Genomic DNA, 8696 nt, shown 5'->3' with positions numbered 1-8696 from the left:
CAAAGTCTGAGTCGATGCACAACCTCGGTTCGCCTGGAACCGAGGTGATGCCATTCGCGAGCAGGCTCGCTCCCACCCTGGAATGCGTTTCCCTGTGGGAGCGAGCCTGCTCGCGAAGGCAGCGGCGCGGTTTGCGCGTCGTAGTTAACGGGCGCGCCAATTCGGCGACGGATGCTATGCGCTGGTTTTTTTGTACAAGGTTTGATCGGGATTTTTTCGCAGATCGACAGCGGACATAAAAAAACCCCGCTGAATCAGCGGGGTTTTCTTATCAGGCCGGCTGAGCCTGCAGGCTCACCGGTCGCAGCGGCAGCAACGGCGCGTGCGGATCGGCTTTCACCGAAGCGCGCCAGGCGTCCAGCCACTCAGCGTGACCTTCGGCCCAGACCTGCTCGTGCAGGCGTGCCAGTGCGACAGGGTCGCTAAGCAGTTGCAGGCGATCATGGTTGTTGAGCCCGGCCGGGCCGACCTTGATCGCGTGTCGCACACGTTCCTGACGCAGCCACTCGATCGGCTCGGCCTGGCCGTGACGCGAGGTCGCCAGCGAGCACGCCAGGGCGTTCTGCTGTGGATCGACCACGGCGCGGACGAAGCCGTCGTTGAGGGCGTGATAGCGGTTCTCGTGGGTGTACTGATCGGTTGCCAGCAAGGCCTGTGGCGGATTGTATTCCTCAGGGATGAGGAACAGGCTCTCGTCACGGGTCTTCAGGCCCAGGCCGACACGGCTGGAGATCACCGATACCGGGATCGACAGCATCAGCGAACCGACGATCGGCACCAGCCACCAGAGGAAGCTCGGGTTCAGCCAGATCACCAGCAGCGCCCACAAGAAGCCCAGCAACGTCTGCGGACCGTGGCGCTTGACCGCTTCGCTCCACGGCGTCGAGTCGTCGTCACGCTGCGGCGAGTTCCAGGTCGCGGCCCAGCCGAGGAACGCGGCGAGGACGAAGCGGGTGTGGAAAATCATCCGCACCGGCGCCAGCAGCATGGAGAACAGCATCTCCAGCAGCATCGACAGGGTCACCTTGAACTTGCCGCCGAACTCTTTCGCGCCCTTGGCCCAGATCAGGATGATGCTCAACAGCTTCGGCAGGAACAGCAGCACGATGGTCGTCGAGAACAGCGCGATGGCCTTGTCCGGGTGCCATTGTGGCCACAGCGGATAGAGCTGACGCGGTTCGAGGAAGTACTGCGGCTCCATCAGCGTGTTCACCGCCAGCAGCGCGGTCGACAACACCAGGAAGAAGAACCACAACGGCGCTGACAGGTAAGACATCACGCCGGTCAGGAACACCGCGCGGTGCACCGGGTGCATGCCCTTGACCAGGAACAGACGGAAGTTCATCAGGTTACCGTGGCACCAGCGACGGTCACGCTTGAGCTCGTCGAGCAGGTTTGGCGGCAGTTCTTCATAGCTGCCCGGCAAGTCGTAGGCAATCCACACGCCCCAGCCGGCACGGCGCATCAGCGCAGCTTCAACGAAGTCGTGGGAAAGAATCGCACCGGAGAACGCGCCCTTGCCCGGCAACGGCGCCAGAGCGCAGTGGTCGATGAACGGCTTCATGCGGATGATCGCGTTGTGACCCCAGTAGTGGGATTCACCCAACTGCCAGAAGTGCAGACCAGCGGTAAACAGCGGGCCGTACACGCGGGTGGCGAACTGCTGCATACGCGCATACAGGGTGTCCATGCCCGACGCACGCGGCGCGGTCTGGATGATCCCGGCGTCCGGCGTCGCTTCCATCAGGCGCACCAGACTGGTCAGGCACTCGCCACTCATCACGGAGTCGGCGTCGAGCACGACCATGTACTTGTAGTCACCGCCCCAACGACGGCAGAAGTCGTCAAGGTTGCCGCTCTTGCGCTTCACGCGACGGCGGCGACGGCGATAGAAGATCTTGCCAAAGCCCTTGGCTTCGCGGCAGACATCCAGCCAGGCCTGTTGCTCGGCGACGCAGATATCGGTGTCGTTACTGTCGCTGAGCACGAAAAAGTCGAAGCGATCCAGATCACCGGTGGCGGCGACCGATTCGAACGTCGCCCGCAGACCGGCGAATACACGCGGCACGTCTTCGTTGCAGATCGGCATTACCAGCGCCGTACGCGCATCTTTCGGAATCGGCTCGTTACCGGCGCTTTTCCCGGAGATACGGTATTTATCGTGGCCAGTAAGCAGCTCGAGGAAGCCCATCAGCGCGGTCCAGAAACCGGCCGAGACCCAGCAGAACAGAATCCCGAACAGAATCAGGATGCTGGTTTGCAACGCGTACGGCAGCACTTGCGTGGCGGTTTGCAGCAGCGGTTGATGCAGGACCTCATCCAGATCGACGAACGACCAGCCCTGGTACGGCATGATGCCTTTCATGTACCAGCCGGCAACGATGGTCTGGCCGAGCATCAGCAACAACAGGATATAGCGGCGGATCGAACCGACGGTGCGCCAGCGCGCGGCCGGCAGGACATTGGCGTCCTTTGGCGGCTGCGGCGGGTTGGTGCGACCGGTCAGACGGCGCCAGCCACGCACCAGAATATTGGTGCGCCATGGCTCCGGCACGACCTTGGTACGGCGGATCGGCGGGGTCGCCTTGAGGCTGACCCGGCCACTGGCGTCGAGCACCAGCATTTCCGCTTCGGCAAGTTCTTCGGCAGTGCTCAGGGTCAGACGCTTGCCCACCGAAGCCTGGGCGGCTTCGGCAGGGGCATCGAAGGTCGGGGACGACAGGCGTTCATGCAGCTCGCTGAACGACTGGCAACCCGCGAGTTCCGCGCGTTGCTCGTCGGTCATCGGCAGATGCGCCAGATACTCCGACAGAGTCTCTGGCTGTACTGGTGAATTACTCATCGGCAGGCAACTGATAGCTCCAGGTCTCGGTCAGGACTTCTTCAGTCGGCGCCGATTCCGGTGTGGCTGGGGCCGCGTCGGCAGCGACTGGCTGCTTGGCGTCTTTGTTGGCCTTGTCCTTGGCGTCGGCTGCAGGCTTGGCTTCAGCCTGTTTGGCTTCGGCGGCCTTGGCTTCCTTGTCGAGTTTTTCCTGTTGCTTGGCGGCCACCTTGTCGGCCTTGGCGACCGACGAATTGGACGCCGGCACCGATTTGCCCAGATCCGCGGTGACCACTGGCTGAACCAGGGCGGCACGCATTTCGGTTGCCTTGCTCGGGTCCTTGATCTTCATCCGCAGGGTCAAACGCCAGCCCTTGGTTTCCGGGTTGTAGCGCACGCTGTTCTCGACCAGCTCGGCGTTGTCGCCGACGCTGACCTGACTGCGCACGTCGGCATCCGGCGTCAGGGCCGCCAGCGACGGGCCTTCGAAGTCGACCAGATAGGCCACGCTGCCATCCGGCTGACGGATCAGGTTCGATTGTTTGACGTCGCCGGTCGAACGCAGGGTCTGCGCCACCCAGGCGCTGTCCGGCGCATGGATGGCTGCTTCGTCCATGGTCCAGTGCATGCGGTAGGCGAAGTCCAGCGGCTGGCCTGGCTCCGGCATTTTTTCCGGGCTCCAGAACGCAACGATGTTGTCGTTGGTTTCGTCAGCGGTCGGGATCTCTACCAGATCGACAGTGCCCTTGCCCCACTCGCCCTTCGGCTCGATCCAGGCACTTGGGCGCTTGTCGTAGCGGTCGTCGAGGTCTTCGTAGTGGCTGAAGTCACGGCCACGCTGCAGCAGACCGAAACCACGCGGGTTCTCGACGCTGAAGTTGCTCACGGCCAGATGTTTCGGGTTGTTCAATGGACGCCAGATCCACTCGCCATTGCCGGCATGGATCGACAGACCGCTGGAGTCGTGCAGTTCACGACGGTAGTTGAGGACCTTCGACGGCTGGTTGGCGCCGAACAGGAACATGCTGGTCAGCGGCGCGATGCCGAGTTTGCCGACCTTGTCACGCAGGAACATCTGCGCCTTGACGTCGACGATGGTGTCGCTGCCCGGACGCAGGATCAGACGGTAGGCACCGGTGGCACGCGGCGAATCGAGCAGAGCGAAGATCACCAGGTGCTTGTCGCCCGGCTTTGGCTGCTGAATCCAGAACTCGCGAAAACGCGGGAACTCTTCACCCGACGGCAGCGCGGTATCGATCGCCAGACCACGGGCCGACAGACCATAGGTATGGCCCTTGCCGACGACGCGGAAGTAACTCGCGCCGAGCATGGTCATGATTTCGTCTTGCTTGTCGGCCTTGTTGATCGGATACAGCACACGGAAACCGGCGTAGCCCAGTTGTTCGGTGGCTTTCGGATCGAATTTCAGGTCGCCGAAATCGAAGCGGCTCGGATCGTATTTGATCTCCGAGACGGTATTCGCGGTGATCTCGTTGATTTTCACCGGCGTATCGAAGTGCATGCCCTGGTGATAGAAGGAGAGCTTGAACGGCGTCTTCTGATCGGCCCACTCAGCCTTTTCTGTGAGGAAGCGGATCTTCTGGTAGTCCGCGAACTTCATTTCGCGGAATTCGTTCGGCAGGTTGCTGCGCGGGGCTTCGAACTTCTGCCCGGCCAGCTCTTTGGCCTTGGCCGATACGTCGTCAAGATTGAACGCCCAAAGCTGACCGGCGCTGAGCAGGCACAGGAGCGCCGAACCCGCTACCAGAGCACTTCGCATGCGTTTGGCAGACATTTTTGCTGCATTACAGGGACTAACAATCACGAGCAACCCTCGCCGAAAACAGATCAATAAACCAACGGCCAGATGAAGTGCCTGTAGGGTTTTCGGCAGTAAAAAACCGACCTTTCAGGGCACCCTTGCCAAGTTGGCGAGCATTGTTCCGACTCCGCCGGGGCAAAATGATTCCCCAATCGGATCCAGACAAGTCTCTACCTAAGTCAAAACGGATCAACGAATGTCGATCCCCGCAGCGCGCGATTATCTAGTAGCCCGGATGACAACGCATCAGGGGTAACAAAGTATTTATCGCGAAAACAGCCTAAAAACAGTCGAAATTTCCGAAAAAGGTGTTTCAGGCACTGTCATGTCTGTAACAAAAAGGTAACCGGGCCATCGTTGACCAGGTGCACCTGCATGTCGGCGCCGAATCTACCTGATGCCACAGTGCCATGCACCTGTTTCGCCTGGCTCAATAAATAGTCGAACAATTCCTTACCCAGTGCCGGCGGTGCGGCCGTGGAAAAGCTCGGGCGCAGGCCGCTTTTGGTGTCGGCGGCAAGTGTGAACTGAGAGACCAGCAGCAACCCGCCACCCACATCCGCCAGGGACAGATTCATCTTGCCCTCGGCGTCACTGAATACCCGATAGTTAAGCAGCTTATGCAGAAGTTTGTCGGCGCTGGTACGCGTGTCGTCGGGTTCTACCGCAACCAGCACGAGCAAACCCTGATCGACCGCGCCGACTACCTCGCCAGCGACTTCAACCCGCGCACCACGTACGCGCTGTAACAGCGCCTTCATGCTTCTTCGAGTGGCAGGTCGAGCAGGCGCTGGGCCATTTTGCTCGCGGCGCGCACCAGCGCATCGGTGATGCCCGGCTCGGAGGCGGCGTGGCCGGCGTCGCGGATCACCTGCAATTCGCTGTTCGGCCAGGCCTGATGCAATTCCCAGGCGTTGTCGAGCGGGCAAATCACGTCATAGCGACCGTGAATGATCACCCCTGGCAGATGAGCGATCTTGCCCATGTCGCGGATCAGCTGGTTCGGCTCAAGGAAGGCGTTGTTGGTGAAGTAGTGGCATTCGATCCGCGCAATCGACAATGCGCGCTGCGGCTCGGAGAAACGATCGACCACCAGCGGATTAGGGCGCAGGGTCGCGGTGCGCCCTTCCCAGGTCGACCACGCCTTGGCCGCATGCATCTGGGCGATCTGGTCGTTGCCGGTCAGGCGTTTGTGGAAAGCGTTGAGCAGGTCGTCGCGCTCGTCCAGCGGGATCGGCGCGATGTAGTCCTGCCAGTAATCGGGGAACAGACGGCTGGCGCCGGCCTGATAGAACCACTCGATTTCCTGCGGACGGCAGAGAAAGATCCCGCGCAGAATCAGACCATGGACCCGCTCCGGGTGGGTTTGCGCGTAGGCCAGCGCCAGGGTCGAGCCCCAGGAGCCGCCGAACAACACCCATTTTTCGATGCCCAGGTGTTTGCGGATGCGCTCAAGATCCTCGACCAGATCCCAGGTGGTGTTGTTTTCCAGGCTCGCGTGCGGCGTGGAGCGACCGCAGCCGCGCTGGTCGAAGGTGACGATGCGATACAGATTCGGATCGAAATAGCGTCGGCTCTGGGCGTCGCAGCCGGCGCCGGGGCCACCGTGGATGAACACCACCGGCAATCCCTCCGGCGAGCCGCTTTCATCGACGTACAGCGTATGGGTGTCATCGACAGCCAGATCGTGCCGGGCGTGGGGTTTGATCTGCGGAAACAAAGTCTGCATTGCGCGCTCCGTAAGGGGTCGAGGTCATCCCTGGGGGGACTCGTATTATTCTGCCGTTGGGCATCATAAACCCGATTTGCGTCAATGAGCATGTTCCAGGTCACTCGCAATTTTTTCGCCACGCATCACCCTGTGGGAGCGGGCTTGCTCGCGAAGGGGCCTTGTCAGTCGACCTAAACAGTGACTGATACACCGCCTTCGCGAGCAAGCCCGCTCCCACAGGGGCAGTTATGCGCTGTAGTGAGATCTTGCCCAGGCCAGATAGCCCTGCAGCAATTCCCTGAGCACCACCCGCGTCGGTTCGGCCAGGTCGGCGCGGTAGCGGAACGGTTCGAACTCTTCCATGTAGGTGGACTGGCACAGTTCCAGCTGCACGGCGTGGATGTCCTGCGCCGGGGCGCCGTACTGGCGGGTGATGTGTCCGCCCTTGAAGCGGCCATTGAGCACATGGGTGAACTGTTCGTGCCCCGCGCAGATCGTTTCCAGCTGACTGGCCAATTGCGGATCACAACTGGCGCCATTGAAGGTGCCGAGGTTGAAGTCCGGCAACTTGCCGTCGAACAGGTGCGGGATGATCGAGCGGATCGAGTGCGCATCGAATAGCAGCGCGTAGCCGAATTCGGCTTTCAGCCGCGCCAGTTCTTGCTGCAAGGTGCGATGGTACGGCGTCCAGATCTGCTCCAGGTAAGTCACGCGCTCCTCTTTCGAAGGTTCCAGACCCTCCTGAAACAACGGGATGCCGTCGAACAGCGTCGCCGGATACAACCCGGTGGTCGCCCCGGCATACAACGGCTTGTCGTCGGACGGCCGGTTGAGGTCGATGACGAAGCGCGAATACTCGGCAGCCAGGGTGCTGGCGCCCAGTTCCTCGGCAAAGTCGTAGAGCTGCGGGATATGCCAGTCGGTGTCCGGCAGGCTTTGCGCAGCGGGGATCAGCCCGGCCTCGACCGCCGGGGTCAGACGCACACCGGCGTGGGGCATGCTGATCAGCAGCGGCACGCGGCCTTGTTTGAAATTCAGAACCTTGTCCACAACCGCCCTCCTAGAAATTCGATTCAACGCCGTGACGCACGACGCGCTTGTCCAGATCGCCACCGAGCCAATAGGCCAGATCCGCCGGACGCTCGATGTCCCACGCGACAAAGTCGGCGACCTTGCCAACCTCCAGCGAGCCATGGGTCTGCGCCATGCCCAGTGCCTGCGCGGCATGAATCGTCGCCCCGGCCAAGGCCTCTTCCGGGGTCATGCGGAAGCAGGTGCAAGCCATGTTCAGCATCAGACGCAACGACAGTGCCGGCGAAGTGCCGGGGTTGAGGTCGCTGGCGATAGCGATCTTGACCTTGTGCTTGCGCAGCGCGTCCATCGGCGGCAGCTGGGTTTCGCGCAGAAAGTAGAACGCGCCGGGCAGCAGGACGGCGACGGTGTCGGCGGCGGCCATGGCGATCGCGTCGGCCTCATCCATGAATTCCAGGTGATCGGCGGACAAGGCTTTGTAACGCGCGGCGAGGCTGGAGCCGTGCAGCGAGGACAATTGCTCGGCGTGCAGCTTTACCGGCAGTCCGAGCTGTTGCGCGGCGACGAAGACTCGCTCGACCTGCTCCGGCGAAAACGCCAGGTATTCGCAGAACGCATCCACAGCGTCGATCAGACCCTCGGCAGCGAGAGCCGGGAGCATCTGCTCGCAGACCAGGTCGATGTAATCGTCGGCGCGATCCTTGTACTCCGGCGGCAAGGCGTGCGCCGCCAGGCAAGTGCTGCGCACGCTGATCGGCAGCTCTTTTGCCAGGCGCCGGATGACCCGCAGCAGCTTGCGCTCGTTGGCCAGATCGAGACCGTAGCCGGACTTCATTTCCACCGTGGTCACGCCGTCGCGCATCAGGCTTTTCAAGCGCTTGGCGGCGCTGGCGAACAACTCGTCCTCAGTGGCTCCACGGGTGGCGCGCACGGTGCTGGCGATGCCGCCGCCCTGCGCGGCGATCTCGGCATAGCTGACGCCTTGCAGACGCTGCTCGAACTCGCCGCTGCGGTTGCCACCGAACACGGTGTGGGTGTGGCAGTCGATCAGACCGGGAGTGACCCAAGCACCCTGCAAATCATTGACCGCCGGGTATTCGCCGGACGGCAATTGAGTGCGTGGGCCGATCCACTCGATCAGCGTGCCGGATGTCACGATCGCGGCATCCTCGATGATCGAATAGACGCCGTTGGCCATGGTTGCGACGTGGCAGTGTTGCCAGAGGGTTTTCATCCCGGTTCCTCGTCTTGTTCAAAATCGATTCGCGAGCAGGCTCGCTCCCACAGTTGAATAGCGTTCCCCTGTGGAA

At 61.8% G+C, this 8696-nt stretch carries 6 protein-coding genes; all 6 read right to left on the bottom strand.

Annotated features, from left to right (window positions below):
• Positions 1–271 precede the first annotated feature (271 nt).
• Positions 272–2842 (bottom strand): glucans biosynthesis glucosyltransferase MdoH, encoded by a 2571-nt coding sequence (gene mdoH, locus AC4IHP_RS10040; protein ID WP_490831601.1) that lies wholly within the window; start codon positions 2840–2842, stop codon positions 272–274.
• Entirely contained in the window at positions 2835–4616 is a 1782-nt protein-coding gene (locus AC4IHP_RS10035; RefSeq protein WP_460123131.1) for a glucan biosynthesis protein G, read from the bottom strand. The genes mdoH and AC4IHP_RS10035 overlap by 8 nt, the downstream gene beginning before the upstream one ends.
• 350 nt (positions 4617–4966) lie before the next feature.
• Positions 4967–5404 carry a D-aminoacyl-tRNA deacylase gene (gene dtd / locus AC4IHP_RS10030; protein ID WP_460123128.1) on the bottom strand — a complete coding sequence of 146 codons (438 nt, stop codon included), beginning with the start codon at positions 5402–5404 and terminating at the stop codon, positions 4967–4969.
• On the bottom strand, positions 5401–6372 hold the full coding sequence (pip, locus tag AC4IHP_RS10025) for a prolyl aminopeptidase (RefSeq protein WP_073471584.1): 972 nt from the start codon (positions 6370–6372) through the stop codon (positions 5401–5403). The genes dtd and pip overlap by 4 nt, the downstream gene beginning before the upstream one ends.
• Before the next feature lie 228 nt (positions 6373–6600).
• Positions 6601–7404, bottom strand: coding sequence for an N-formylglutamate deformylase (gene hutG / locus AC4IHP_RS10020; protein ID WP_490831600.1), 804 nt, complete (start codon positions 7402–7404; stop codon positions 6601–6603).
• Positions 7405–7414: 10 nt separating this feature from the next.
• Positions 7415–8620, bottom strand: coding sequence for an imidazolonepropionase (gene hutI / locus AC4IHP_RS10015; RefSeq protein ID WP_490831599.1), 1206 nt, complete (start codon positions 8618–8620; stop codon positions 7415–7417).
• Between the last annotated feature and the right edge of the window lie 76 nt (positions 8621–8696).

The sequence above is a fragment of the Pseudomonas sp. UF-293 genome (genome assembly GCF_058245595.1).
The sequence above is the reverse complement of the archived record's forward strand: the minus strand, read 5'-3'. Positions and strand labels throughout refer to the sequence as shown.

Bases quoted from the DNA above. Each gene is read 5' to 3' on its own strand.
- AC4IHP_RS10035 (WP_460123131.1), bottom strand. From the start codon at position 4,616: ATGTCTGCCAAACGCATGCGAAGTGCTCTGGTAGCGGGTTCGGCGCTC.
- hutI (WP_490831599.1), bottom strand. From the start codon at position 8,620: ATGAAAACCCTCTGGCAACACTGCCACGTCGCAACCATGGCCAACGGC.
- dtd (WP_460123128.1), bottom strand. From the start codon at position 5,404: ATGAAGGCGCTGTTACAGCGCGTACGTGGTGCGCGGGTTGAAGTCGCT.
- mdoH (WP_490831601.1), bottom strand. From the start codon at position 2,842: ATGAGTAATTCACCAGTACAGCCAGAGACTCTGTCGGAGTATCTGGCG.
- pip (WP_073471584.1), bottom strand. From the start codon at position 6,372: ATGCAGACTTTGTTTCCGCAGATCAAACCCCACGCCCGGCACGATCTG.